The organism is Halobacillus alkaliphilus (assembly GCF_900113125.1).
GTDB lineage: Bacteria > Bacillota > Bacilli > Bacillales > Halobacillaceae > Halobacillus > Halobacillus alkaliphilus.
The window spans coordinates 1-25628 of the sequence record NZ_FOOG01000029.1 but is presented as its reverse complement, the minus strand read 5'-3'; the positions used below and the strand labels follow the sequence as shown (position 1 = coordinate 25628).

Here is a 25628-nt window from a genome sequence, read left to right as displayed (position 1 = left end):
AATTTATTCATCCTCCAATGCTTTTTTATACTGATGAGCTACTCGCTCCCGCTTGCAATGTTCGCTTGCGACAATGGATTGCACTTTCGTAACCGCATTGTCAATTTCATCGTTGACGACGACATAGTCGTAGGCGTCCATCATATCGATTTCTTCTTTAGCCGCATGCAAACGGTTCTTCACTTTATCTTCCGTTTCTGTGCCACGATTCACAATTCTGTCTTTTAATTCCTCCAGGGAAGGTGGAATTAAAAATATGAACACGCCTTGAGGAAAGTTCTCACGGACTTTAAGTGCGCCCTGCACTTCAATTTCTAAGAAAACATCCTTGCCCTCGTTCAACGTTTTTTCCACGTATTGACGCGGCGTTCCATAATAATTGCCTACGTACTCAGCATGCTCTATCAGCTGACCTTCACTGATCAGTTTTTCGAACTCCTCTCTTGACTTAAAGAAATAATCAATCCCGTCTACTTCCCCTTCCCGGGGATGGCGGGTCGTCATAGAGATGGAATAACGAAGGTCGGTAGATTGATCGAACAGTGCTTTTCTTACTGTTCCTTTTCCTACACCCGAGGGGCCGGAAAGTATAAATAGTATTCCCTTCTCATCTATCACTGCAAAAGTCCTCCTAGTTCTCGTCGGAAATCTCGTCGCTGCTGATTACACGCTGTCCTACCGTCTCCGGCTGTACAGCTGACAGGACTACATGATCACTGTCAGTAATAATAACGGCGCGTGTGCGACGACCGTATGTAGCATCTACTAATTTATTATTGTCACGCGCAACCGTAATAATACGTTTAATAGGTGCAGACTCCGGTGACACGATAGAAATGATACGGTTGGCAGATACTACATTACCAAAACCGATATTGATTAACCTTAGACTCAAAGCTGACTCCTCCTTCTTTTGACCAGGACAAAATAATCGTTATCTCTATTATAAGAAAAAACTAGTCATAAACACAATTACTATTCAACATTTTGTACTTGTTCTTTCATTTTCTCTATTTCACTTTTTAATTCTATAACCCACTCTGTCACTTTTGAATCATTGGATTTCGATCCAATTGTATTTACCTCACGGTGCATCTCCTGAACAATAAAATCAAGCCGTCTTCCAACAGATCCTGCCTGTTCAAGAGTATTGGTAAATTGAAAGATATGAGAACGCAGCCTTGTAAATTCCTCCGTGACATCTCCTTTTTCAGCTAAGAGCCCTACTTCCTGGAGGATACGGGCATCATCCGGCTGAATTTCTTCCTTCACGTAATCTTCAATTCTAGTACGAATCCTGTCCTTGTATTCATTCACAACAACCGGACGTCGGGATTCAAGTTTTTCAAGGAGCTGACTTACACTGGATACACGGGCCTGGAGGTCTTCTGAAAGCCTTTCCCCTTCGTTCTCCCGCATAATAATTAACTGATCAAGAGCGTGGTCCAATGTAGATAAAAGTGATCGTTGAAGTTCGCTTGTGTCATCCTCCATATCCTCGGTAAAGAAAACATCGTCTAACTTGGATACCATATCAATAGATATATCACCCGTCAAATCGTATCGTCCCTTCACTTCATGCAGTCTGTTTATGTATTGATCAAGGACATTCCAATCCACAGACACTCTCTTTTCAAACAGCCTCTGGCCCTCCAGGGAAATAAAGAGATCCACACGGCCGCGCTCCAATTTATCCCTGACGGTTTTTTTTAGTTTTTCCTCTAAAAAAAGCAGGGTTCTTGGCATTTTGGGGGAAATGTCCAAATATCTATGGTTGACCGAACGTAACTCGATCAATACCCTGGATCCTCCTACTTCTGCGGAGCTTTTTCCGTATCCTGTCATACTATTAACCATGATTTATCACCTTTATTAGTTATTTAATTCTATTTTAGCAAATGGGGAGCTTCAAACGCGAATCATTGACCTAAAGTCTGACTTATAAGAGAATCGCATAAGTAGTGATATTCCCAGCCTTTGGTCGTGTAGAGGCGGGCAAAACATGCTATACTGTCAACATTAGAGAGGTGAAGACAATGTCTTTTGACGGAATTGTAACCCGGGCGATCACCCATGAACTTGAGGAGACGATCCAGTCCGGACGAATTATGAAAATCTATCAACCTACAGATACAGAACTTGTTTTTACGGTTCGAGCACAGCGTAAAAATCATTCTTTATTATTATCCGCTCATCCAAGCTATGCACGCTTTCATCTAACAAAGGACGATTATAATAATCCAAAAGAACCGCCGATGCTTTGTATGCTTCTTCGTAAGCATCTGGTTGGAGGATTTATCGAAAGCATCGAACAGGTCAGCATGGAACGGATTGTAAAATTCCAGGTGCGGACCCGTAATGAAGTAGGCGATGAAACACTGAAGACGTTAATTATCGAAGTCATGGGCAAACATTCGAACATCCTGTTAGTTGACGAGGATCAGGGACATATTCTCGACAGCATTAAGCATCTTCCTCCTTCCCAGAACCGGCACCGCACCATAATGCCCGGCCAGCCCTATAAACTGCCGCCTGAGCAAGGGAAAATAAGCCCTCTTGACTTAGAACCAGAGGCGTTGCTAAGAAAGCTTGACTTTAATGCTGGAAAAATTGATCAGCAAATTCTAAGAACTGTGATGGGTTTTTCCCCTATGATCACAAAAGAAATTGCTCATCAGGCAAAACTCGGTGGACGAAGAGCCTATGCCGACGCTTATGGGGATGTTCGGGAGCGTATCCTAAATCATGACTACGAGCCTCGCGTTCACTTAGCGGAACGGGAACAGTTTTATGTGTTTCCCCTCCATTCCTTCTCAGAAAAAGTAGAGACGTATGACACGGTCAGTGGAATGCTGGACGGCTATTATTCAGGGAAAGCAGAAAGAGACCGAGTAAAACAGCAAGCAGGCGACCTGTATCGCTTCCTAAAAAATGAGCGGGACAAAAATAAGCGAAAAATCAAAAAGCATGAACAGACGTTAAAACGTTCCGAATCAGCGGAAGAGTATCAGCGTTTAGGCGAATTGTTAACTGCTCACATGCATATGGTGCAAAATGGAGACTCTGAAGTTACAGTCGTAGACTACTATGATCCTGATCAGTCAGAGCTTACTATTGAATTGAATCCAAATAAATCACCAAGTGAAAATGCTCAAAACTACTTCCAAACGTATCAGAAACTGAAAAAATCTAAGCAGGTTGTTCAGCAGGAAGTTAAAAAGGCAGAAGAGGAAATTCAGTATTTCGAGCGGTTGATTCAACAAGTAGAAACAGCCCGTGAGCAGGACATTGAAGAGATCAGGGACGAACTAAGAGAACAAGGTTATATGAAGAAGAAACCTTCCTATCACGGCAAGAAAAAGAACAAACCTCAGAAGCCGGCACCTGAAAGTTTCTTATCAAGTGATGGCACGTTGATTTATGTCGGCAGGAACAATAAGCAGAATGAATATTTAACCAATCGTATGGCGAACAAATCCGATATATGGCTGCACGCGAAGGATATCCCAGGCTCTCACGTAGTCATTCGGAATGATGATCCGAGCGAAGATACTCTGCTTGAAGCAGCTCAGCTGGCAGCTAATTTCAGTAAATCAAGCCAGTCTTCTTCTGTGCCTGTGGACTACACTCAAATCAAGCATGTCAAAAAACCGTCTGGTGCAAAACCTGGCTTTGTCACCTATGACCATCAACAAACGCTTTTCGTTACACCTGAAGCCTCTTTTGTTAGAGAATTGAGAAGGGCAGCCAAAGAGAAAAGCAAAGAAAGTTAAATGGTTTAATTGAGTTGGTTTATGGCTGAAAAACTGAGGTCTATGATAGAGACCAAAACTATCTAAAAAATAAGGGACAGCTATAAAACATTAACAGTGATAATAACCAAGGGTGCCTGAGTTTAACTCTGGCACCCTTGGTTTGTTTTAAAGTTAGTATATAAGCCTTTAATGCTGCCTAAACTTCCTATTTAAAGCAGATAAAAAAGCCTGCCTCTTTTTTCCACAAGTCCAGGCTTAAATAAGACAGCTATGAACCTTGATTTTCAATGAAGATACTGTCCCGCAAAACTATGTATTTGACTCTGCAACCCGCGTGTCGACCTTACAGCAAAGCTCCCGATACTGGAAGGCTCCGGTTCGAGACAGTGATGGAACAGAAGGTCCTGTAACAGCATAGGCCCTGTATTTCACGTTAAAAAATAAGCAAAAATAACAATGGAGCCAACATAAGAAAAAATAGCCTGCGCCCAGTATCGGTTTCTTTCTCTCTTCAGCATATACATGTTCCATAGAATAAACAGCGTAATCGAACCTGCCAAGCTTAAGAGAGGCTGCCAGGAAAACATGGATTCCATGAAAGAAAAAGCCACCCACGTATATAAATAAACAAAGCACGTGAGTAACCCCAGGGACGCGTTCATTAATATGAAAAAAGAATGCTTTCTTGATTTCAATATCATCACCATTACTTTCTGATGATTCTATCCTACTAGGAGACACTCCAAATAGCAACTGACGCTATGTTAATTTTCCGTAAAGACAGCGGGATCTTTTTTCCACTCATTCAGTAATTTAACTTCTTTCTCTTTCAATTGACCTTGCTGAATTAATTGAAGCAATAGCTGGTCAAAGCTCGCCAGCGATTGATAGGACAATTCACTTTCCTGAAAGGCTTCATTTGCTCTTTCTAAATTGTACGTAAAGATAGACAGTATAGTCTCTACTTCTACTCCGGCCATTCGCAAAGCCTGAGCAGACTCAATAGAGGACTTGCCTGTAGAAATCAAATCTTCGATTACCACGGCGCGCTGCCCCTTTTCAATATGCCCTTCGATTTGATTCCCTTTCCCATGCTTCTTCGGAGACGAACGTACATAAACCATTGGCAGATCCATTCTCTCGGCTACCCAGGCAGCATGGGGGATACCGGCTGTTGCACATCCAGCAATCACATCGACATCAGGTTCAAGCTCTTTAATTAACTTTACAAATCCATCAGCCACACGGCGCCGAATCTCTGGATACGACATGGTCAGCCGATTGTCGCAATAGATAGGTGAACGAAGCCCTGACGTCCAAGTGAACATGTCTTCAACTTCAATTTTAACGGCTTCAATTTTTAATAAGTCCTGTATCAGCTGATCATCCATTGATAAATGCCTCCTTAACGGTTTCATAGGCGTGCTGCGGGTCTTTGGCGTCCCTGATCGCACGGCCAACCACAATTGAATTGCTTTGTTCCTTCTTAGCCTCTTCAGGTGTTGCTACACGCTTTTGATCATGGGTTTCCCCCGAAGGCAGACGGATGCCAGGAGTAAGCGTGTAAAATTCTTTTCCTGCAGCTTCTTTTATTAGACGTGATTCTTTAACTGAACATACTACTCCATCAGCTCCATTTTGTGCAGCCATCTCTGAGTAATGACTCACCATACTTTCTAATGACCGGCTGAGAAGCAGCTCATTTTGGATCATTGCAGCATCAGAAGATGTGAGAATGGTCACTGCGAGCAGTAAAGGTCGTTTAGGCTCGTCTACTTGTTCAAGTCCTTCGCGAGCAGCCTGGATCATATCAGATCCTCCCTGGGCATGAACGTTAACTACATCTACTCCCAGGCGGGCCAGATTTGCCATCGCTCTTTGCACGGTTCTTGGAATATCGTGAAGCTTCAAATCCAGAAATACAGGATGATGATTTTCTTTTAACTGCTGGATAATAGCCGGCCCTTCTCTGTAGAAAAGTTCCATTCCCACCTTCACCGGGATGCCTCCCAGTTGATAGGTTTGCAGAAAGTGAAGAGCCTCTTCTCCCGTTTCAAAATCAAGCGCGAAATAAACCGGATGCAGTTGTTTCATGATGGGCCCCTCCAATCACTTCCTCTATAGATGAAAAACCATATCTCTCAAGTGCTTCAGGTAATTGTTCGATCAGTTCTTTACAAATAAGAGGATTCTTGAAATTCGCGCTTCCTACTGCCACCGCACTCGCACCTGCCAGCAAATATTCGATAATATCATCTGTGGTTTCAATTCCGCCCATGCCAATAATCGGCAGGTTTACGGCTTGATAGACCTGATGAATCATTCGGATGGCCACCGGTTTTACGGCTGGTCCGGACAGTCCACCTGTCTGGTTGGAAATAATCGGCCTTCTCGTTGCCGGATCAATTCTCATGCCTGTTAATGTATTGATCATCGATAACCCATCTGCTCCACCAGCTGCTGCTGCTTTAGCGAGCGCAACGATATCTGTCACGTTTGGTGAGAGTTTCACGTAAACCGGAACCGTACTTACGGCTCTTACCCTGGCTGTTACTTCTTCTGCAAGTCTTGGATCTGTACCAAACTGCACACCGCCTTCTTTTACGTTCGGACAGGAGATGTTTAACTCCAGCGCATCGACTTCCTTACAAATGGTTGCTGCCACCTGTTCATACTCTTCCATCGTACTTCCAGAAACATTAGCAATCAAAGGAGTATCGTAAGTTTTTAAAAAAGGTATTTCCTCTTTCACAATTTTCTCTACGCCCGGATTCTGAAGTCCGATCGCGTTCAACATTCCACTGGATGTTTCAGCTACTCGCGGCGCCTCGTTTCCGTACCGCTTCTCGCCAGTCGCAGCTTTTAAAATAACGGCCCCTAACTCGGAAAGATCATAAAACTGGGCGAATTCTTTCCCAAATCCAAAACAACCGGAGGCTGGCATAATAGGATTCTTCAACTTTAGTCCAGGCAGGGATACTGAAATGTCCATTACAACACAACCTCCTTCGCTTTAAAGACTGGTCCATCACAGCAGACGCGGCGATATCCTTTTTCATCATCTTCCGGTGTATGAACGACGCAGGCGAAACAAGCTCCAATACCACAGCCCATTCTTTCTTCCATCGAAATATAACCGCGTACGTCCTCAAGCTGATTAGCTATAGCCTTCAACATGACTGTGGGGCCGCATGAAAAATACGTATCAAAACTTCCGCGCAGTTCATCGGTTCGATCGGTCACCAGCCCCTTTTCTCCAAGACTGCCATCATCCGTAGTCACATATAATGCTCCGAGAGCCTTGAATTCATCGATTAAAAAAGCCTCTTCCTTACTTCTGAAACCCAGCACTGTAGTAACTTTTATACCTTGTTCTACGAGCTGCTTCGCCAGGTAATACAGGGGAGGGACCCCGATCCCCCCACCTACTATTAAGGCTTCGCGCACGTCTTTTTCAATTGGAAAGCCCTGACCGCCTGGTCCAAGAACATCCAGTTTATCCCCTGTCCGTTTCTCTGTAAGAGCTTGGGTTCCATCTCCTAATACTTTATAGAGCAAAGTAATCTCGTTCTTGTCTGGATGGACATCTGCTATGGAAACTGGACGTCTGAGAAAGAAACGATCACTCACCTGGATATGCACAAACTGGCCTGGATCCTCGACTTCTTCTGCGATTTGACCTTTCAAGACCATTCGATAGGTATCTTTCGCTACGGCACTGTGATCAACGATTTCCATCCATTCTCTTCTCATGAGTTTCTCACCGCTTCCATTGGCGGAATGGCGCGGGCTGTAAAGGTCATCACGTTAATCACATCTACGATTGCTTTGGCAGTATCGAGACTGGTCAGACAAGCAATGCCATGTTCGACTGCTTCCCTGCGGATACGGAATCCGTCAGATCTAGCTCTTGATCCTGTATTCAGTGTGTTAACGACGAACTGGACATCGCCATTTTGTATTAAATCAATGACATCCCTTTGATCAGATCCTACTTTGCCGACCGCTTCAACAGGAATTTTGGCTTCTTCAATGACTGCTGCTGTTCCTTCGGTAGCAAACAGCTGGAAGCCTAACTCATAAAATGTCTGCGCGATTTCCAGCATTTCTGATTTATCTTTATCAGCTACGGTTAGTAAGACTGACCCCTGGGTTGGTATTTTAAGCCCTGCGGAGATCATTCCTTTAAATAAGGCTTTCTCGAGCGTCTGGTCATATCCGATTACTTCACCCGTGGATTTCATCTCAGGTCCAAGCGTCGTATCCACACTTCTTAATTTCTCAAAGGAGAAGACCGGCACTTTCACGTATACACCGTTTGGCTTCGGAGCCACCCCTGAAGGAAAGCCTAGCTCAGGCAGCTTTTCACCGAGAATAACTTGAGTTGCCAGTTTTGCCATAGGTACACCGGTAATCTTACTGAGGAACGGAACGGTACGACTGGCTCTAGGGTTCACTTCAAGAACGTAAGCTGTATCCTCAAACACCACAAACTGAATGTTGATTAGCCCCTTCATGTTTAACTCTCTGGCGATTTTAGTTGTTGCCTCAATGCACTGATCTTCAAGAGACTGTGCCAGACGCTGGGTCGGATAGACGCCCATGGAGTCGCCGGAGTGTACACCAGCTCGTTCAATATGTTCCATGATTCCTGGAATAAATACATCATGACCGTCTGTGATGGCGTCCACTTCAATCTCCATCCCTGTCATATATTTATCTATTAATATCGGGTGGCCATTGTGGACCGTTACATTCGTTTTCAAGTATGTCTTCAACTCTTCTTCCGAATAGACGATCGCCATCGCGCGTCCGCCGAGTACATAGGAAGGCCTTACCACAAGTGGATAGCCAATGTGAGCGGCTGCCTTAAGAGCTTCCTCTTCGCTTGTTACGCTCTCCCCGCCAGGTTTTGCAATTTCGAGCTTGTTCAGCAGCTGTTCGAATAAGTCACGGTCTTCTGTCTGATTGATGGCATCCATGGTGGTTCCTAATATTTGAACTCCCTGGCGGCTTAACCCTTCGACAAGATTAATGGCCGTCTGTCCGCCGAACTGGATGATCACGCCTTCCGGTTCTTCCAGATCGATGACGTTCATAACATCCTCAAGCGTAAGCGGCTCGAAATACAACTTGTCGGAAACGCTAAAGTCTGTGGAAACTGTTTCTGGATTGTTATTCATAATAATCGCTTCATAGCCCATTTCTTTAAGAGCGAGTACAGAGTGAACCGTAGCATAGTCGAACTCTACCCCCTGGCCGATTCGGATCGGTCCAGAACCAATTACGAGCACTTTTTTGTTACTGGAAGGCAGTGATTCATTCTCGTCTTCATAGCTGCTGTAAAAATAAGGTGTTTCTGATGCGAATTCCCCGGCGCATGTATCGACCATTTTGTAAACAGGCAGAATGCTGCGCTCTTTACGATAGGCCATCACATCATCGATGGAACGTTCAGCAAGACGGGCAATTTGTCGATCCGCGAAGCCTGCGCGTTTAACTCTTAGGAGTAAATCTTCCTGCAGGCCATGCTGCTTGAGTTCTTCTTCTAAATGGATAATGTTCTGAAGCTTGTTTAAAAAGAAGTAATCAATCCCTGTTTGTTCGTGCAGTTCCTGAATCGTATGTTTTCTTCTTAAAGCTTCCGCTAAGATGAAGATCCTTTCATCATCTGCGGACTTCATACGAGTAAACATCTGCTCTTTCGACAGATCAGCAATTGAACTCATGTACAGTTCTTCTGTCTCACCCTCCAGGGAGCGGACACCTTTTAACAAGGATTCTTCCAGCGTTCTTCCAATTGACATGACTTCACCAGTCGCCTTCATTTGAGTTCCAAGCTTTCGGTTTCCTTTAGCAAATTTGTCAAAAGGCCATCGTGGAATTTTCGTAACCACATAGTCGAGTGCTGGTTCAAAGCAGGCGTATGTGGTACCTGTAATTGGATTTTGTATTTCATCAAGCGTCATACCTACCGCAATTTTAGCGGCAAGCTTGGCAATTGGATAACCTGTAGCTTTTGAAGCAAGCGCAGAAGAACGACTGACTCTCGGATTCACTTCAATTACATAATATTGAAAGCTGTGAGGATCTAAAGCAAGCTGGACGTTGCATCCCCCTTCGATTTCAAGCGCGCGAATAATATCCAGGGAAGCATTTCTAAGCATTTGATACTCCCGGTCGCTTAGAGTCTGGGACGGTGCTACAACAATAGAATCTCCGGTGTGAATGCCTACCGGGTCAAAGTTCTCCATGTTACATACGACTATTGCGTGATCGCTTTTATCGCGCATGACTTCATATTCTACTTCCTTAAATCCAGCGATGTTTTTTTCAATTAAACATTGTTTAACTGGAGACAAAGCCAGACCGTTCCTTGCGGTTTCTCTTAGCTGAGCTTCGTCATCACACATGCCTCCGCCTGCACCGCCCATTGTATAAGCGGGACGGACGATTACGGGATAGCCAATATCATCGGCAAAGCTGAGCGCTTCATCTACAGAGCTTACAATTTCACTTTCAGGTACAGGCTCCTTCATCTGATGCATAAGAGAACGGAACTTCTCACGGTCCTCCGCTTTTTCAATAGCTTCAAGCGGTGTGCCTAACAGTTCGACTCCATATTGCTCGAGAATACCGGATTCGCTTAAGCCAACGGCCATGTTCAAACCTGTCTGACCGCCAAGGGTAGGCAGGATGGCATCAGGTTTTTCTTTACGAATAATTTTTTGCAAAAATTCAACGGTTAGAGGTTCCATATACACTTGATCGGCAAAGGTGTGGTCTGTCATGATCGTCGCAGGATTGGAGTTGGCGAGAATGACTTCGTAACCTTCTTCTTTCAGAGATTGGCAGGCCTGTGTACCTGAATAATCAAATTCAGCAGCCTGTCCGATGACGATAGGACCGGACCCGATCACCATAATTCTTTTTATATCTGTACGTTTTGGCATGCTGAGTCCCCCTTTTCATTGGCTAGATTTTCTTTAACTTGGCGTAGAAACTCATCAAATAAATGAGATGTATCTTCCGGCCCCGGTGAGCTTTCCGGATGGTACTGGGCGGTAAACACCGGGAAGCGGTTATGTTGCAGTCCTTCTACGGTCTCATCATTCAGTGAGGTTTGCGTCAAAGTGAGATCCGTATGGGTAAGAGAATCTTTATCGACCGCATACCCATGGTTTTGAGAGGTGATATATGTCCTTCCAGATTCAATATCTTTTACTGGCTGGTTGGAGCCGCGGTGACCAAATTTCATTTTCGTAGTATCGCCTCCTGAAGCCAGAGCAATCAACTGGTGGCCCAGACAGATCCCAAAGATCGGAACGGCTCCAATCAATTTTCTTACGGTTTCAATTGCTTCCGGCACGTTCTTGGGATCTCCTGGTCCGTTCGATAACATCACGCCGTCAGGCTTAAGACGTTCGATTTCTTCAGCGGAGGTGTTATAAGGAACAACTGTTACATGGCAGTTACGCTTCGTGAACTCCCTTAAGATTCCGTGTTTCATACCGTAATCAATCAGAACAATCCTATAACCACGGCCTGGAACGACATAAGGCTTAACCGTAGACACTTGTTTAACCTGATCCGTAGCAAGCTCTGTTTCACTTAAGATTTGCAACACTTCATTTACAGGACGTTCGGTTGATGTAAGCATCGCCTTCATCGTTCCATGTTTTCTAATAATTTTAGTAAGCTTTCTTGTATCTATGCCGCTAATGCCAGGAATTTCTTTAGCTTTTAGAAACTCATCCAGCGTCTCTTCGCTGCGGAAGTTCGACGGTTGTTCACAATGCTCTTTCACCACCACGCCGAGTAAGGACGGGTTCACTGTCTCAAAATCATCACGGTTAACTCCGTAATTTCCGATTAAAGGATAAGTGAAAGTGACGAGCTGGCCACAGTAGGAAGGGTCTGAAATCACTTCCTGATAGCCGGTCATTCCTGTGTTAAATACAATTTCCCCAATGGTTTCTCTTTCACTGCCAAACCCTTCTCCGACAAATATGGTGCCATCTTCAAGTACGAGCTGCTTCTTCATTTTGTGCCTCCTCCCAAACGATTTCTCCGTTTGATAATGTTAGGACTGGAAAGCCTTTAGCTGTCCAGTTATGAAACGGGCTATTTTTGCCCTTTGAGATGAATTGATGACGGTTAATCACTCTGCTCGATTCCAGGTCAATAAGAGTAATATCCGCAGGTGCCCCTTCTTGCAAGCGCCCGTATGGCAAGCCGAATACATCAGCCGGAGCCTCTGTCAGCCAGTAAAGAAGCTCTTCCAGTGTAATCACTTCTCTTTCAACCAATTCCGTATAAAGAAGAGGGAATGCCGTTTCGAATCCAGTGATTCCAAAAGGTGAGTTCAAGAAACCTTGCGTTTTATCCTCTTCCGTATGAGGGGCATGGTCGGTAGCGATAAAATCAATGGTCCCGTCTCTCAAGCCTTCTAGAAGAGCTTGCTGATCCTCAACAGATCTGAGTGGAGGATTCATTTTAAACATGGCATCGTCTTCATGAATCGAATGTTCATTTAAAATTAAATGGTGAGGTGTAACTTCTGCAGTTACCCGAATCCCGGCTCGTTTAGCATCTCGAATGACGCGGACAGACTCTTTAGTTGATACATGACATACATGATAGTGGCAGTCAGCTGCTTCAGCCAGAAGCACATCTCTCGCTATTTGAATGGATTCGGCTATGTTCGGGATGCCCGGAAGATTTAAACGTTCGCTCACCTCACCCTTATGGGCAACTCCTCCGTAAACGACCGAATTATCCTCACAGTGAGCCACAACAGCCTTGTTCACTCGGCTAGCTTCAAGCATAGCTTCATACATCTTTCCAGCTGTCTGAACCCCGACACCGTCATCTGTAAATGCAAAAGCCCCATTCTCACTTAAAGCTTCCATATTGACGAGCTCTTCTCCAAGCTGTCTCGTAGTAATCGATGCGTATGGAAGTACGCGCACATGCGCATCTTGATTGATTTTATCCCACAAAGAAGTGAGGTTTTCCTTTGTATCAGGTACTGGTCTTGTATTTGGCATTGCGCATACGGTAGTAAAACCACCTTTCGCCGCCGCCTTCGTCCCGGTTGCAATCGTTTCCTTCGCTTCCCCGCCAGGTTCTCTCAGATGGACGTGAACATCAACCAGCCCAGCGGATACAAGCTGACCTTGAGCGTCAATCATTTTATCTGCCTCTTCTTTGATGGAGACACCTATTTTTTGAATAATTCCATCGTTGATTAATACCTCACAGGCTTCCCATTCTCCGTTAACTCGCCTTTTTCCATTAACAATTTTCATCTGCATTTACAGCTCCCCTTTCAATAATGCTTGAATTATAGCCATTCGGATCGTCACACCATTAGACATCTGTCTGAAAATCCGTGATTTTTTGGATTCGACAAGGTCGGAATCTATTTCTACCCCCCGATTTACCGGGGCTGGATGAAGAATAATCGCATCTTCTTTCATTCTTGATTCTCTTTCTTTTGTTAAGCCATGATCTTTCAAATAGGATGAGGCAGAGGTCTTTTGTTTGTGTCGTTCATGTTGTATTCGGAGCAGCATAAGAACATCACATTGCTCCACCGCTTCATCCATCGTTATGTACCGATGGGAGAAAGATGAGTCTTTCCATTCTGGTTTTGTCACAAATGACACCCTTGCACCAAGCTGTTGAAGTGCATGAGCGTTGGAGCGTGCCACCCGGCTGTGCTTCAGGTCTCCTGCAATGGCTACGTGGAGACCTTCAAACTCTTCAAATTGTTCTTGTATGGTATATAAATCAAGCAAAGATTGAGTCGGATGTTCGCCACATCCATCGCCTGCATTAATAAGAGAAAGGTTTACGTTCTCTGCGCAACTGTCCAGGAGTCCAACTTCAGATTGTCGGACGACAGCTACATCCGCACCGATCGCTTCCAGCGTTTTCAAGGTGTCATATAAACTTTCTCCCTTTGTAAGGCTAGAATCCATTCCATCGAGATGCAGAACATCCAGTCCAAGTTTCCGCTCGGCTATATGAAAACTGCTCTTCGTTCTTGTGCTTGGCTCTAAAAAAAGGTTAGCGGCAAATTTCCCTTCAGCCTGCCAGGAGAGTTCACCATTTTCCAACTGTTTAGCGATTTTAAATAGATGATGAATTTTATCGTTGGTTAACTGTTTCATGGAAAGTAGATGCTTCATGTTCCTTCTCTCCCATCTCGTAAAATTTTATAAAAAAAGCACCCCCAGGTGTATGGGGGTGCTGAACTCGCATGACGAACGAGCCCAACCCTTTACACCCTTCTAAGTCTCACAGGACTTGGTTAAAACGTGTACGTTGGTTAAACTAGACAGCTCTTTTATTTTCCTCTTCCATTTCTTCTTCGCTCGGTTCCTCAAACATGCTTCCGTTTCCTTCCCCTTTTTCTTTACCAGGAAGGATTTGATTAAGAAGCACACCGATAATGGCTGACAGAGCCATGCCTTCGATTTGAAAATTATCTGTGAACTGAATGAAGGCTCCTCCGATTCCGATGACAAGAATAACCGAAGAGATGACCAGATTTCGTTTTTCACCCAAATCAATCTGATTATCAATCAGCATCCGCAGGCCGCTTGATGCGATAATTCCGAACAGGAGGATGGATACCCCGCCCATCACAGCAGAAGGGATAGAGCCGATCAGCGCTGTGATCATTCCTAAGAATCCGAATATAATGGCAATCACTGCGGCTCCTCCAATAACGAACACACTGTACACTCGTGTAATGGCGAGGACACCGATGTTTTCACCATAAGTAGTGTTTGGCGGTCCGCCCAGGCAGGAGGCAATCACAGTTGCTACTCCGTCTCCTAAAATCGAGCGGTTTAATCCTGGATTTCTTAGAAAGTTCCTGCCCACTACTTTTGATAGGACCATTTGGTCACCTGTATGCTCAGCTATTGTCACAAGGGCAAAGGGTACCATGAGAAAGACAATCTCCCAGCTGAACACTGAAAGCGGCGAGAAATCAACAAAGGGTACAACAAAATCGGGCATTTCAAAAATGGCTCCTATAACTCCTCCGAAAGATTCTGCTGATGTAAGAGCAATCCACTCACTTTTCAGGCCGCTAGTGTCTACAATCCCTTGAGAGAGGGCAAACACATACCCGCCTACGATTCCGAATAAAATCGGAAGCAGGGAGAAAAATCCTCGGAAGAATATAGAGGCGATGATGGTTATAGCCAGGGTGACCAGCGCTACCATGAAATGAGTACCGCTGTAAACATTTTCTTCCTGACCTGGCAGGTACATGGCCATATCAATGGCGGTAGAAGCAAGTCCCAGTCCAATCACCATAATAACGGGTCCTACAACAATCGGCGGAAGCAGTTTCGTCAGCCATTTCGTTCCAAACAAGGAGATGAAGAGGGCGACGAGTCCGTACACAAGCCCGGTCAGAAAGCTTCCGATCATGGCTCCGGCTATGCCGTGGTTCTCGGATACCTGAATAATAGGAGCAATAAAAGCAAAACTGGATCCGAGATAAGCTGGTATTCTTCCTCGTGTAATTAATAAATAAGCTAGCGTACCAAATCCGCTTGATACTAATGCAACCGATGGCGGCAGACCGGTTAAGAATGGAACTAGTATAGTAGCTCCGAACATGGCAAATAAATGCTGCAAGCTTAACGTTAACCATTGGTGCATTTTAGGAACTTCATTGATATTAAGAGCGGCTTTTTGTTGGTTCATGTTGATTTCCTCCTTTGAATTCAAATGTAGATGTGAGGAATTTTGTCATAAAAAAACCTCCTTGCTTAAAAGTACGCAAAGAGGTAAACGTGTTAATGGCACACGTGTATCATTACGACCTTTTAAGCCTCTCGGGACTTCCTTAAAGGTAGTGATTGGGATGATTTATTTTTCAAAGATGGTCACTTGATCCGCTTCGTCGGTCTCAGAAAGGGTTACTGTTACCACTTCATCCTGAGAGGTTGGCACGTTCTTTCCTACAAAATCTGCGCGAATCGGAAGTTCCCGGTGTCCTCTGTCGACAAGCACAGCCAACTGTACTTGAGAAGGCCGTCCGAGGTCAATGAGAGCGTCCATTGCGGCACGCACCGTACGACCCGTATAAAGTACGTCATCTACGAGAATTACTTTTTTCCCATCGATATTAGCTTTAATATGAGCTGCTTTCAATTCAGGCTCCGACTGTTCTTTCTTAGGAGTCAAATCATCACGATACAGCGTAATGTCCAACTCACCGTCGGGCAGGTCCTTACCTTCAATTTCCTGAATTTTATTTTTCAAACGCTGAGCAATCGGGACCCCTCTCGTTTTAATTCCAACAAGAACAAGGTCCTCTACTCCTTTGTTCTTTTCAATAATTTCATGAGATATCCGTGTCAGTGCGCGGCGAATGGCTGCGTCATCCAGAACGGTTGTTTTAGATTTCATATTCATTCCCCCATGCAAAAAACCCCTTTTCCGCGGAAAGGCAGAAAAGGGGTTTTGGTACACACGAATGTCGCGTGCCAATCCGTCACCTTTTCAGCCTCACGGGACTGCTCTTAAAGGACTTTTTTATTCTATTCATGATTATGTCATGGCTTGTCCGGTTTGTCAACGTCGGTTCTTCAGAAACGTAATCATTTCCGTAAAGTCTTCTGGAGGCTCCGCCTCAAATTTCATCCATTCTCCTGTCCGCGGATGTTCGAATCCAAGAGATTTAGCATGCAGCGCTTGACCTTTCAGCCCCCATGTTTTCCGAGGGCCGTACTTAGGATCACCGGCAAGCGGATGACTAATATACTTCATATGAACACGGATTTGGTGGGTACGTCCCGTTTCCAGCGTACACTCAACCAGCGTAAAGTCATCATAATGATCAAGCACTCTGAAGTGAGTAACTGCCTCGCGCCCATTTTCTACAACCGCCATTCGCTGACGGTCTTTAGGGTCACGTCCAATCGGCGCATCAATCGTTCCGTATTCATGAGAGATTAAACCGTGAACAATCGCTTCATATTTTCGCTCTACCGATTTATTAGACAGCTGTTCAGCTAGTGATTGATGAGCCTTATCGTTTTTAGCTACAACTAAAAGGCCGCTCGTGTCTTTATCAATGCGATGGACAATTCCAGGGCGTTCTACCCCATTAATTCCGGAAAGCCCTTTACAATGATACAATAAAGCATTTACGAGAGTTCCACCTGAATGACCGGCGGAAGGATGAACCACCATTCCTGCCGTTTTATTAACGACAACTACGTCCTCATCTTCATAAACGATATCAATATCGATATTTTCTGGGGCAGCTTCCAAAGGTTCTGGTTCAGGGATGCTCCACGTAATGGTGTCCCCCTGCTGTACTTTATAATTACTTTTAACCGCTTCTCCATCTACTTCAACCAGCTTATCTTTCAGCCAGCCTTGAATTTGAGAGCGCGAGGCATCGGTTATGACTTCTGTCAAAAGCTTATCGATCCTTTTAAACTCGTCATCCGGCCTTACTTCATATTGTTCACTCACTGTTCCAAACTTCCTTTCTTCTTTCGCTCATCCAGCAATGTAGCGAGCATGACTAATATAACTCCAACGACTAAAGCAGAATCCGCAACATTGAAAATAGGAAAGTCGTACGTAAAAATTAACGTGTCAGCAAAATCTACCACTTCTTTACGGAATACACGATCAATAAAGTTACCGATTGCCCCTCCAAGAATTAAAGATAATGCCACTCCAGCTAGTCTGCTTTCCTTTGCGAATTGTTGCATGTAATAAATGACGACACCAATCACGATGATCGTAATAATATAAAAGAACCACATTTGTCCCTGCAGTATTCCCCAGGCAGCTCCCTGGTTACGATGGGAAGTGAGGTAGAAAAAATTCTCTATGATCGGAATGCTTTCTCCAATCTTCATGTTCGATACCACAAGCCATTTGGTCCACTGGTCAAGAATGATAATAGCAATGGCTATTAAATAATACACGTACATAGGCGGCCTCCATCAAGTATATTCCTTCGCTATTGTACCATAAAATGAGCGGGCAGCATTTACCAATAGAAAAAGAAGATAGTTGCTTTCACTACATTGGTCCGCTTACCATGCTATTTCTCCCTCACAGGAAGTTGAAAATGCCGTCTCCCCAAGAGACGGCATCTATCCACCCGCTGTTCATTCATACTATGTAGAAATTAAGAGCGGTTTTGATTCGGTGTCAGTTCCTTATCAATGGCTTCTTCAAGGGTTTCACTTCCATCAAGCTCCGTCTCAAACATATCTTCCCAACCCTCGTGGTCAATCATTTCCATTTGGGCTTCCACAAGCTTACGTACTCGTATTTTGAAGAATTTAGCCTGCTTCTTCATCGTTTCCACTTCTGAAGATATTCGACGAGATTTCTCTACTGCTTCATTTACAATTCGAGACGCATCATTTTCAGCTTCTTTAATAATTAAACTAGATTCTTTATTCGCATTGGTTTTTACTTCTTCTGCTGTTTCTTTGGCGACTTCAATTGATTTATTAAGGGTCTCTTCAATATTGCTATAGTGGCTTAGACGTTCATTCAACTCACTAACTTCCTGTTCAAGTTCTTTCTTCTGGCGAATTACCATTTCATAGTTTTTAATAATCTGATCTAAAAACTCATTAACTTCATCTTCATCATATCCCCTGAATCCTCTTGTGAATTCCTTATTATGAATATCTATTGGTGTTAATGGCACACCAGACACCTCCTAGATGTATTCCATTCGTAGATTAGTTTCGACCATTTGTTGGAAGATTCCTTCTTGAATCAGCTTTTAATTCAATTTAGAAGTGGATACTTTATATTTTTCTTTTTTAGTTATGCCTTGAATTTCCTCAAGCTTACTTCGCCCCTGACCTCTAAGAGAAATTAAATCTCCCTCTTGCAGCTGAAAAGCACCGTTTTCTACAACACGGAAATTGACCTTTACGTGACCGCTGTCAATGTGCATACCTGCTTTCTTTCTGGACATGCCATAGATTTCTTTCACGAGAACATCCAGTCTTAGGGAGGAAACCGTTGTATCTTTCATAACCCACGTTTCTTCGCTTTCAAGCATTTGAGATAACGGCTTTTCTTCAAAGTTAACGGTTGCTCGCTTGACCCCTGTAAAATTCATCCGAATGTAATCACTTATGTCCTGGTCAGTAATGATCTGGATGGTGCCATCTTTCACAACTAAGTCGCCAAGTTTTTCCCGTCTGATCCCTAAAGACATGAATGCCCCAAGGACATCCGGGTGTTCAAGGGTCACAAATTTTGAAGGATAAGATGCTTCCAGCATAATAAGCTGGTAATCATCTTCTTCAATGATTTCGTACTCCGGAGCAATAATAGCCCGTTTGCGCTCGGCTTGATCTTTTCCACCGTTCAGACCAAAATTAAAGTCTGGATGGTTTCCCATAACCGCTTTTACAATGTCTTGCTCCCTTGGATTTAGAAAGTCACTCAACTTTCTCTGAAACTTGAGCTCTACATCCTCCCTCCATGCTAAAACCTGGTCAATGAAGGGTCGTTCCTCTTCCCTGAAATGCTGATAAATATCCATAGCAACCTCCAACCAAAAATAAAGGGAACAGATATATGGGCGCTTCACAGCGTAATTCCCAAGACCTGTTCCCGTTTTTAAAATATTTCTGCAAGCACTTTATAAAGTTCACCTAATCCAGCTGAGGCAAACCTGAGTACCAGGATCGCTACAATCGGTGAAATATCAATCATTCCAAGAGGAGGAATAATTTTGCGGAAAGGCTCTAGAAACGGCTCGACTAAACGTCCTAACGTTTCCCCGAAGCTTGATTCCCTGGCACCTGGAAACCAGGATAACAGAATATAGATTATGACAATCCAGCTGTATATTTGTAATACACTCGTTAAAATACTAAACAAAAACGCCATGACTTACCACCTTTTATAAAGTTCATCATCTTCTTGTGAAATCATATCAGAAATGGAACCCGATATTTCCACGTTGTCAGGAGTACATAGAAAAGTCTGAGAACCTAACTTCTGAATGTCTCCCCCTATAGCATATACTGTACCGCTCAAAAAATCTACAATTCGCTTCGCCTGATGATGATCCACCCGTTGAAGATTAATAACCACGGCTCTGCGATTAACAAGTTCATCGGCTATTTCCTGAGCTTCATTATAGCTGCTGGGTTCGTTCAATACCATTTTGGAAGAGGACTTTGCACTTTTCAAACTAACGATATTCTGCGTATCTTCTTTTCTTCTGCTTCGCTGTTTCTGCTCGTATTCTTCTTCCATAGGTTCATCCGTCTCCTCATCTACATATTCATATTCATATTCATCATCCAAAGTAAAAAATGACCGTAATTTGTTTTTCATACTCACGCTGATCACCTCAAGTTTTATTAGTTAACCTACAAGGCTGGAACCAATTCGGATATGAGTCGCACCTTCTTCAATGGCTAAACGGTAATCATTGCTCATTCCCATAGATAAATATTCGCAAGGAGCATAAGGCAAATGTTTATCTCTGATTTTATCGCGCAAAGCACGAAGCTGCCTGAAAATCCCTCGCAGACGTTCATCGTCTGCATCATGAGGCGCCATGGTCATTAACCCTGCCACTTTGACGTTATCATAGGCTTCCATTAAATGGATAAAATCTTCCACCTCTTCCGGGGCCAGTCCATGCTTGGACTCTTCCTGGCTGATATTAACTTGCACAAAGCAGGATACTGGTGATGAAGCCCGTTTATTAATTTCTTTTGCTAAAGACTTCCTGTCCAGGGAATGAATCATGGTGATCTTATCAATCACATCTTTTACTTTTCTTGACTGCAGTGACCCTATAAAATGCCAATTTGCACGGGAACCAATGGCTTCGTATTTTTCCAGCAGTTCTTCTTTACGATTCTCACCCAGGTTAACAACTCCCGCATCAATAGCTTCTTGTGCACGCTCAACGGACACGTATTTGGTTACTCCAATAATAGTAATATCCTCAATAGAACGCCCACAATTATAGCAGGATTCCGCAATATTTTGTTTTATTTTTTCAAGATTTTCAACTACCGACATCTTTCTCTCCTTCCACCATCAGCCCTTCAAACCAATAAAACCAAGCATACGACCTGTTTGTCCCTGGTCACGGCGATGGGAGTAAAACAAATTCTCTTCCTCGTATGTACAAAGCCTCGAGACTCTGACGTTCTCTTTATGCAGCCCTGATTGAAATGCCATGGATTCATTCAGTTTCTTTAAGTCCAGCTTGTACTTTCCAGAAGAAACAGGTACAGCTGATTCTCCTTGGAATTCCACGGGTATCTGATCATATACACGCTGATCAACTTCATAGTGCTCCTCGCTTATACATGGACCAATGACGAGTTCGATCTCTTCAATCGAACAACCCTGCTCAGTCAAATGGCCAACCATCTGCGAAACCATATTTCGAACGGTTCCCTTCCAGCCCGCATGGGCCACCCCAATCCAACCGGAAACCGGGGCATAGAAGAACAAGGGTACACAGTCCGCATAGAAGGCTCCGAGTAACAGATCTGGTTGATTGGTGATCAATCCGTCGACACCAGCGACTGCTGATTGATGAGAGAATACACCTTTTCCTTTTTCCCCATTTCCTGCCACTTTCACACGGATATCATGAATTTGTTCTCCTATAATCCAGTTTTCTAAAGGAAAACCGGTTTCCTGCGCTAGTTCTTTTCTGTTTCGCAGTACAGTGTCTGATTCATCCTGAACATGGAGCCCCATGTTCAGGGTATTAAAAGGACGTTCACTATGACCACCGTATCTAGTGGTAAGACCCGCAATTATATTTTTATGATTCGTAAAACAAGAATATTGTCGCAGCGATTTAGCTGTAAAAGGTTCACGCATGTTACCACCTCAATTTCCCTTCATTTTAACACATTTTTCATCTTATTTCTTGTATTATTCTTTTGAATCTGACTTTTGAGATACAGTAAAACCTGCAGAACCTGACTTTTTAATGAGAATTACATCAGCACCGATGTTGACAATCTGATCCCATGGAATGACCATCTCTTCTTCTTTGCCAAAAAGCCCCATTGCTTTCCCTTTCATCGTTAGGACAAGCCCTTTTAAACGTCCTCGCTGCGTGTCTATGTCTAAATCGCTAATATACCCCAGTCGTTCCCCTGTTTCCATAGCAATCACATCTTTAAGTTGCAGTTCTGAAATTTTCATCCTTCATCCCCCTTTCCTTCACTATATGCTTCAATGTTGCAACACTTGTGAAAATAAAAGATGAAGCAGGTATAAATCATTTTTAAGAAATGCTCTGTTAAAGGTCAGTATTGATTATTTATAAGAAACTTATTACACTAAAGGACCGAATTGTTGAAGACTCGATTTCGAGATAAATCGGGTCCGTTACGATATAAGGAGGGGGCTGATGGGAAAATAACTCGCTTTCCTATGGCCCTGCACGCAGGGTTGATCGACCCTGCGTTGTGTAGGGGCGGAAAGCGAAATCGTCCCCCGGAGAACCTTCCGCTCAACAAATATCTCGAAATGGAGTCTTCAACAAACGGTAACTTGTCTGTAATATCCTCAGAAAGCTTAACGGACCCTTGAGAAATAACGAACTGAAAATCTCTGGCTACTCAAGAGTTGTTCTAACTTTTTAAATATAAACTATATTTTTCACTGAGGGCATTTTTACTCTCTTAACGAGTGGATATCTCTTCGAAGTACAAAAAAAGACTGTCGAGGCTTTCTCGACAGCCAGAACACTTATGAACAAATAGGGTACTAATACTTATTGAAACATAGATGAATTCATTTCTTTAATTGCAGCTTTTTCTAATCGAGATACTTGAGCTTGAGAAATTCCGATTTCTTCGGCGACTTCCATTTGAGTTTTACCCTGGAAGAACCGTTTCGTCAGAATCATTTTTTCACGATCATTCAATTTCTTCATACCTTCTCGCAAAGAGAGTTCATCTAACCAGATGGAGTCTTTTTCACGGTCATCTTTTAATTGATCAACCACAAATATTGGATCGCCTCCATCGTTGTAAATCGGTTCGAATAAAGAAACTGGATCTTGAATGGCATCCATTGCAAAAACTACATCCTCATGTGGCACTCCCATCCTCTCAGCAATTTCGTGAGGGGCTGGATCCTTATTGGTTTCACTTATCATTTTTTCTCTCATTTGCAAAGCCTTATAGGCCGTGTCTCGTAAAGATCTCGAAACACGTATCGGGTTATTGTCCCGCAAGTATCTGCGTATTTCTCCGATAATCATTGGTACAGCGTAAGTAGAAAATTTAACATTGTGGCTTAAATCAAAATTGTCTATGGACTTCATTAATCCAATGCAGCCCACTTGAAATAAATCATCACCATATTCTCCGCGATTATTGAAGCGCTGAATAACCGATAATACTAAACGAAGATTCCCATTGACTAATTCCTCACGTGCTTCCGTTTCACCACTTTGGAGACGTATAAACAGGGCCTTCATTTCTTTATTGGTCAGCACTGGAAGTTTGGATGTATCTACTCCGCATATTTCTACTTTGTGTCGTGTCAAATAAGACCCTCCCAAGAAGCTGTAATCAGTTCTCAGTATCTCCTTGGGAGGAAAAATTATGCATTTGTATTATTAGTTCTATTAGACCATTTTATCGAATTCACGCTGTAAGCGGCGAATAATCTTTTTCTCAAGCCTTGATATATATGACTGGGAGATCCCCATCATATCCGCTACATCTTTTTGTGTTTTTTCTTTTTTGCCAATTAAACCGAACCTTAATTCCATAATCTGCTTTTCACGATCATTTAATTGATCCAGTGCCGACATCAGTAATTTCTTATCTATTTTTTTCTCAATGCCTTTTGTCGTCAGATCTTCTTCCGTACCTAAAATATCCGATAATAATAGTTCATTTCCGTCCCAGTCAACGTTTAGCGGTTCATCGAATGAAACCTCTGTTTTCAATTTATTACTCTTTCTTAAGTGCATAAGAATCTCATTTTCGATACAGCGGGAAGCATAAGTGGCGAGCTTTATTTTTTTCTCAGGATCGAATGTATTAACGGCTTTAATTAAGCCAATGGTTCCAATACTGATTAGATCTTCTATATTTAACCCCGTGTTTTCAAATTTTCGAGCTATATAGACTACAAGACGCAAATTCCGTTCGATCAACATAGCCCGTGCTGCTTTATCTCCTTTAGGAAGAAGTTCAAGCAGTTCTTTTTCTTCTTCTCTTGAAAGGGGAGGCGGTAAAGCTTCACTACCTCCAATATAATAAATTTCATCTTGCTTAATCCCAAGCTTAATTAAAATCCGATAAAACCACAGCCTTAATTTAAAAAACCATTTGACCATGTCATTCCCCTTCCCTTAGGCAGTTTTTCCTTTAACCATTATGTGGGGATGTATCAGCATTTGATAAAGACGATCATGGGTAAGGTCATGATGCTGCACACCGACCAATGGCTGTTTCATTTCTAAATTTCCTTGAGGAGTTACAATCGATATTTGATCCACTAACAGAGTAACAAGCAGTTGACCTTTAGAACCTGCGGCTTGAAAAGGGACTAAGCGAACAGACGATTGAATGTCTGATGGCAACTCTTCCATTGAAGTCACGATTTGATCTACTTTAAGTTTTTCAAGTACTTCCGGTTCAAGAAACTGGCCCATCACCGTATGGTCAGCCAGGAAAACCATTTTTCTGCTGATTGGATCAATTAATTGATTACCGCTATCGACCATTCCACGACAAAGGACTTCTTTACCATTCCAAGTGACTTTCACATCATAAATGTTCTCAAGCTTCATTTGGTGGACACTTACTTGCTCCATCCGCCACTTCGTGAAGAAAAATGAACAAGGAAATCCAACGCATACAAACATCCAGCTAACAGGATCACCATATCCCCCTGAAAATGTTACAATCGATCCTCCTTGAATACTTATTTCCGTGGCTAGGAAAAAATGGACACCAAGCATACTTCCTCCGATGGAAAATGTTATAAAATAAAAGCTGACCAACTGTAGAATAAAAGCACGAAGTGAGGTAAAGGAAAAGGCAATTCCGACAATAAGTAATGAAAAGACCAGCTTCCCAAGGGTGCTCATCAACCACAGATCCGGCATAAAGACCGATATAGGCACAATGCTGGAGGCTGCAAAAGCGGCACAAAACATACGTGTTTTAGACGATTTGGCCCGCACCACCCCCTGGGTAAGATAGAGGATCATGGCATCCATTAATAGATTGAGCAACCAGACAGCATCAAGATAGATGACCCCCGCTCCCTTCATCTATTGTTATAAAAAATTATAAGCCTGTCCGCCTGAAAAGTCTGTCACAATCTGAATAGTAGGCTAGCAAGTTTTGTAACTTCATGTAATGGACTGTAATCGCAGCATGTGGTAGTTAACCTTTGTGACTCCTACCGAACCTTGCCCGCCTATCCTTCTTTGTTGCATTATCAAAAGTCGATTTTCAGGGGTAGTAGATCGACCTGAATGAAAACGAATAGTTATGGCCAAGGAATTTTTGGGCTGATTAAATCTTGAATTGATTTTACAGATAAGCTCCCATTACTTGAAGACTCAGTTTCGATATATTTGGGGTCCGTTACGATATTTGAGAGAAGGGCTGGTGGGGAAATAACTCGTCTTGTTCCATCACCCAGACACTCGAGACATACGCCGCTCATCAACGGATTGAAAAACCGCAATCCTTTTGATGGTCGGCTTATGCTGAGCATGTCTTTCGGGGTGATTCCACATTTGAACACTTTCCTATGGGGGAACGGTGAGCTTCCTCGCTCGTTTCACTCCCTGCGGGATCTCACCTAGTTCCTTCTCCC

General features: G+C 43.3%; 27 protein-coding genes. 1 reads left to right on the top strand and 26 read right to left on the bottom strand.

Annotated features, from left to right (window positions below; genetic code table 11):
* Positions 1–3 precede the first annotated feature (3 nt).
* The 3 genes from gmk to BMZ06_RS14335 all read right to left on the bottom strand — a co-directional run bounded on the left by gmk (position 4) and on the right by BMZ06_RS14335 (position 1857).
* Positions 4–618: a guanylate kinase gene (gmk, locus tag BMZ06_RS14345; protein WP_089752900.1), complete on the bottom strand. Its 615-nt coding sequence runs from the start codon at positions 616–618 to the stop codon at positions 4–6.
* A gap of 13 nt (positions 619–631) precedes the next feature.
* The gene (gene remA / locus BMZ06_RS14340) at positions 632–895 is read right to left on the bottom strand and encodes an extracellular matrix/biofilm regulator RemA (RefSeq protein ID WP_014643148.1); all 264 of its coding nucleotides are present in this window, start codon (positions 893–895) and stop codon (positions 632–634) included.
* Between the two features lie 80 nt (positions 896–975).
* Complete coding sequence (locus tag BMZ06_RS14335; RefSeq protein WP_089752897.1) at positions 976–1857, bottom strand: YicC/YloC family endoribonuclease; 882 nt, start codon at positions 1855–1857, stop codon at positions 976–978.
* A 179-nt stretch (positions 1858–2036) separates the two neighbouring features.
* Between BMZ06_RS14335 and BMZ06_RS14330 the strand changes: the two genes are divergently transcribed.
* Positions 2037–3773 carry an Rqc2 family fibronectin-binding protein gene (locus BMZ06_RS14330; RefSeq protein WP_089752896.1) on the top strand — a complete coding sequence of 579 codons (1737 nt, stop codon included), beginning with the start codon at positions 2037–2039 and terminating at the stop codon, positions 3771–3773.
* A 410-nt stretch (positions 3774–4183) separates the two neighbouring features.
* Here the strand turns inward: BMZ06_RS14330 and BMZ06_RS21060 are convergent, their stop codons facing one another.
* From BMZ06_RS21060 to spoIIGA, 23 genes are all read right to left on the bottom strand, one after another.
* Positions 4184–4351 carry a hypothetical protein gene (locus BMZ06_RS21060; RefSeq protein ID WP_223254276.1) on the bottom strand — a complete coding sequence of 56 codons (168 nt, stop codon included), beginning with the start codon at positions 4349–4351 and terminating at the stop codon, positions 4184–4186.
* Positions 4352–4519: 168 nt separating this feature from the next.
* Positions 4520–5146 (bottom strand): orotate phosphoribosyltransferase, encoded by a 627-nt coding sequence (gene pyrE / locus BMZ06_RS14320; protein ID WP_089752894.1) that lies wholly within the window; start codon positions 5144–5146, stop codon positions 4520–4522.
* Positions 5139–5849, bottom strand: a complete 711-nt coding sequence (gene pyrF / locus BMZ06_RS14315) for an orotidine-5'-phosphate decarboxylase (protein WP_089752893.1) — start codon at positions 5847–5849, stop codon at positions 5139–5141. Before pyrF ends, pyrE begins: the two co-directional genes overlap by 8 nt.
* Positions 5815–6747: a dihydroorotate dehydrogenase gene (locus BMZ06_RS14310; protein ID WP_089752891.1), complete on the bottom strand. Its 933-nt coding sequence runs from the start codon at positions 6745–6747 to the stop codon at positions 5815–5817. The genes pyrF and BMZ06_RS14310 overlap by 35 nt, the downstream gene beginning before the upstream one ends.
* Positions 6747–7508, bottom strand: coding sequence for a dihydroorotate dehydrogenase electron transfer subunit (locus tag BMZ06_RS14305; RefSeq protein WP_089752889.1), 762 nt, complete (start codon positions 7506–7508; stop codon positions 6747–6749). Before BMZ06_RS14305 ends, BMZ06_RS14310 begins: the two co-directional genes overlap by 1 nt.
* Positions 7505–10708 (bottom strand): carbamoyl-phosphate synthase large subunit, encoded by a 3204-nt coding sequence (gene carB, locus BMZ06_RS14300; protein ID WP_089752887.1) that lies wholly within the window; start codon positions 10706–10708, stop codon positions 7505–7507. Before carB ends, BMZ06_RS14305 begins: the two co-directional genes overlap by 4 nt.
* Positions 10687–11799 (bottom strand): carbamoyl phosphate synthase small subunit, encoded by a 1113-nt coding sequence (locus tag BMZ06_RS14295; RefSeq protein ID WP_089752885.1) that lies wholly within the window; start codon positions 11797–11799, stop codon positions 10687–10689. Before BMZ06_RS14295 ends, carB begins: the two co-directional genes overlap by 22 nt.
* The gene (locus tag BMZ06_RS14290; RefSeq protein WP_089752883.1) at positions 11777–13072 is read right to left on the bottom strand and encodes a dihydroorotase; all 1296 of its coding nucleotides are present in this window, start codon (positions 13070–13072) and stop codon (positions 11777–11779) included. Before BMZ06_RS14290 ends, BMZ06_RS14295 begins: the two co-directional genes overlap by 23 nt.
* Entirely contained in the window at positions 13073–13951 is an 879-nt protein-coding gene (locus tag BMZ06_RS14285) for an aspartate carbamoyltransferase catalytic subunit (RefSeq protein WP_089752881.1), read from the bottom strand.
* A gap of 145 nt (positions 13952–14096) precedes the next feature.
* Positions 14097–15488: a uracil-xanthine permease family protein gene (locus BMZ06_RS14280; RefSeq protein ID WP_089752879.1), complete on the bottom strand. Its 1392-nt coding sequence runs from the start codon at positions 15486–15488 to the stop codon at positions 14097–14099.
* 165 nt (positions 15489–15653) lie between these two features.
* Positions 15654–16196, bottom strand: coding sequence for a bifunctional pyr operon transcriptional regulator/uracil phosphoribosyltransferase PyrR (gene pyrR, locus BMZ06_RS14275; RefSeq protein ID WP_089752877.1), 543 nt, complete (start codon positions 16194–16196; stop codon positions 15654–15656).
* A 165-nt stretch (positions 16197–16361) separates the two neighbouring features.
* Positions 16362–17270, bottom strand: coding sequence for an RluA family pseudouridine synthase (locus tag BMZ06_RS14270; protein WP_089752875.1), 909 nt, complete (start codon positions 17268–17270; stop codon positions 16362–16364).
* Entirely contained in the window at positions 17267–17740 is a 474-nt protein-coding gene (gene lspA / locus BMZ06_RS14265) for a signal peptidase II (RefSeq protein WP_089752873.1), read from the bottom strand. The genes BMZ06_RS14270 and lspA overlap by 4 nt, the downstream gene beginning before the upstream one ends.
* A 200-nt stretch (positions 17741–17940) precedes the next feature.
* Entirely contained in the window at positions 17941–18474 is a 534-nt protein-coding gene (locus BMZ06_RS14260) for a DivIVA domain-containing protein (RefSeq protein WP_041601305.1), read from the bottom strand.
* A gap of 78 nt (positions 18475–18552) precedes the next feature.
* The gene (locus BMZ06_RS14255) at positions 18553–19326 is read right to left on the bottom strand and encodes a YlmH family RNA-binding protein (RefSeq protein WP_089752871.1); all 774 of its coding nucleotides are present in this window, start codon (positions 19324–19326) and stop codon (positions 18553–18555) included.
* A 77-nt stretch (positions 19327–19403) separates the two neighbouring features.
* Positions 19404–19676 (bottom strand): YggT family protein, encoded by a 273-nt coding sequence (locus BMZ06_RS14250; protein WP_089752869.1) that lies wholly within the window; start codon positions 19674–19676, stop codon positions 19404–19406.
* Between the two features lie 3 nt (positions 19677–19679).
* Entirely contained in the window at positions 19680–20135 is a 456-nt protein-coding gene (locus tag BMZ06_RS14245) for a cell division protein SepF (RefSeq protein WP_175477897.1), read from the bottom strand.
* A gap of 24 nt (positions 20136–20159) precedes the next feature.
* Entirely contained in the window at positions 20160–20828 is a 669-nt protein-coding gene (locus BMZ06_RS14240) for a YggS family pyridoxal phosphate-dependent enzyme (RefSeq protein WP_089752867.1), read from the bottom strand.
* Between the two features lie 18 nt (positions 20829–20846).
* Positions 20847–21647, bottom strand: coding sequence for a peptidoglycan editing factor PgeF (gene pgeF, locus BMZ06_RS14235; protein ID WP_089752865.1), 801 nt, complete (start codon positions 21645–21647; stop codon positions 20847–20849).
* A 54-nt stretch (positions 21648–21701) separates the two neighbouring features.
* Positions 21702–21977, bottom strand: a complete 276-nt coding sequence (locus BMZ06_RS14230) for a YlmC/YmxH family sporulation protein (RefSeq protein ID WP_089752863.1) — start codon at positions 21975–21977, stop codon at positions 21702–21704.
* A 574-nt stretch (positions 21978–22551) separates the two neighbouring features.
* Positions 22552–23391, bottom strand: a complete 840-nt coding sequence (gene sigG / locus BMZ06_RS14225; RefSeq protein ID WP_245756022.1) for an RNA polymerase sporulation sigma factor SigG — start codon at positions 23389–23391, stop codon at positions 22552–22554.
* A 21-nt stretch (positions 23392–23412) separates the two neighbouring features.
* Positions 23413–24132 (bottom strand): RNA polymerase sporulation sigma factor SigE, encoded by a 720-nt coding sequence (gene sigE, locus BMZ06_RS14220; protein ID WP_014643122.1) that lies wholly within the window; start codon positions 24130–24132, stop codon positions 23413–23415.
* Positions 24133–24147: 15 nt separating this feature from the next.
* On the bottom strand, positions 24148–25074 hold the full coding sequence (spoIIGA, locus tag BMZ06_RS14215) for a sigma-E processing peptidase SpoIIGA (RefSeq protein WP_089752859.1): 927 nt from the start codon (positions 25072–25074) through the stop codon (positions 24148–24150).
* Positions 25075–25628 lie beyond the last annotated feature (554 nt).